Annotated in this window: 1 pseudogene; it reads right to left on the bottom strand. The window is 44.6% G+C overall.

What is annotated here, in order from left to right:
* Nucleotides 1-192: 192 nt before the first annotated feature.
* A pseudogene (locus F6K51_RS38110) lies at nucleotides 193-1,016 on the bottom strand (Uma2 family endonuclease).
* Between the last annotated feature and the right edge of the window lie 28 nt (nucleotides 1,017-1,044).

Here is a 1,044-nt window from a genome sequence, read left to right as displayed (position 1 = left end):
GAAAAACGCTATACTTTTTAAGTTTTACTTGTTACTTGTTACTTGTTACTTGTTAATTTTAAAGTTGTCATAGGACTTACGAAGTTTAGTTGGTTTTGCCCCCCTGCCCCCCAATTCTGGGGGGGTAATGATGTCAAAGTCCCCCAGAATTGGGGGACCAACGGGGGCACTTGCGTAATTACTGTGTCATTTTCAAAACTGATCTGGATCAATTCCCAAAGCTTTCAAGCGATCGCTCAATGCTTGGGCACGCCTCTGTTCTTCAACTAAAGCCGCTTCAGCTTGTTCTAAAGCCGTTTCAGCTTGTTCTAAAGCCGTTTCAGCTCGTTGAGCTCGTTGACGCTGGAGTTCTTTGTCTTGTCTTTCCTGTTCCCTCTGTTCAACAATTTCTACGTAAGTAGCAAAACGCTCCCCATTGGGCTGATAGAGTTGAAGGGTTTGGTCTGACAACTCAAACCTCACTTTCAATCGGGGACTCACCCAGCCAGACATTTGGTCAATCGCTTCTAATGTCTTCCCAGAATGTGTCTCGCCAGAACGTAACCAACCCTTCAAAACCCCTTGCTCTGGGTCAAAGATGTAGTATTCTTCTACCCCGTAGCGTTGGTAAAACTTTAATTTCTTCTCCTCTAACTCAGTCTGAGTGTTGCTCCAGGATGCGATTTCAAACACCACTTGCGGTGGACGATTGTCTTCCTCCCACTGTTTGTAGGATCTGCGATCGCTTTTAGCGGAAGCTGAGGCCTTTGGCCACGCTTCGCGAACGCTTCATCGCCTTTGGGTCTACCAAACACAACCATTACATCAGGAGCTTGCTTAGTATTCGGTTCACCCTCCACTGGATACCAAAACAAATCCCCAGCTACAAAAACATTAGGGTTATCTTTAAACAGGGCATCGATTCCCCCTTGAATTGTTGTAATCAAGCGAAACTGAAGGGTATTGTCTGCCAAGGGTAAGCCGTCACTTTCGGGGTAGATTATTTCAGAGGTTTGGTTGTTTATTTGAGTAACCATTTTTTTCTATATACCTCCTTTATTATTA

Source organism: Moorena sp. SIO3I8 (genome assembly GCF_010692325.1).
Classification (GTDB): domain Bacteria; phylum Cyanobacteriota; class Cyanobacteriia; order Cyanobacteriales; family Coleofasciculaceae; genus Moorena.
The sequence above is the reverse complement of the archived record's forward strand: the minus strand, read 5'-3'. Positions and strand labels throughout refer to the sequence as shown.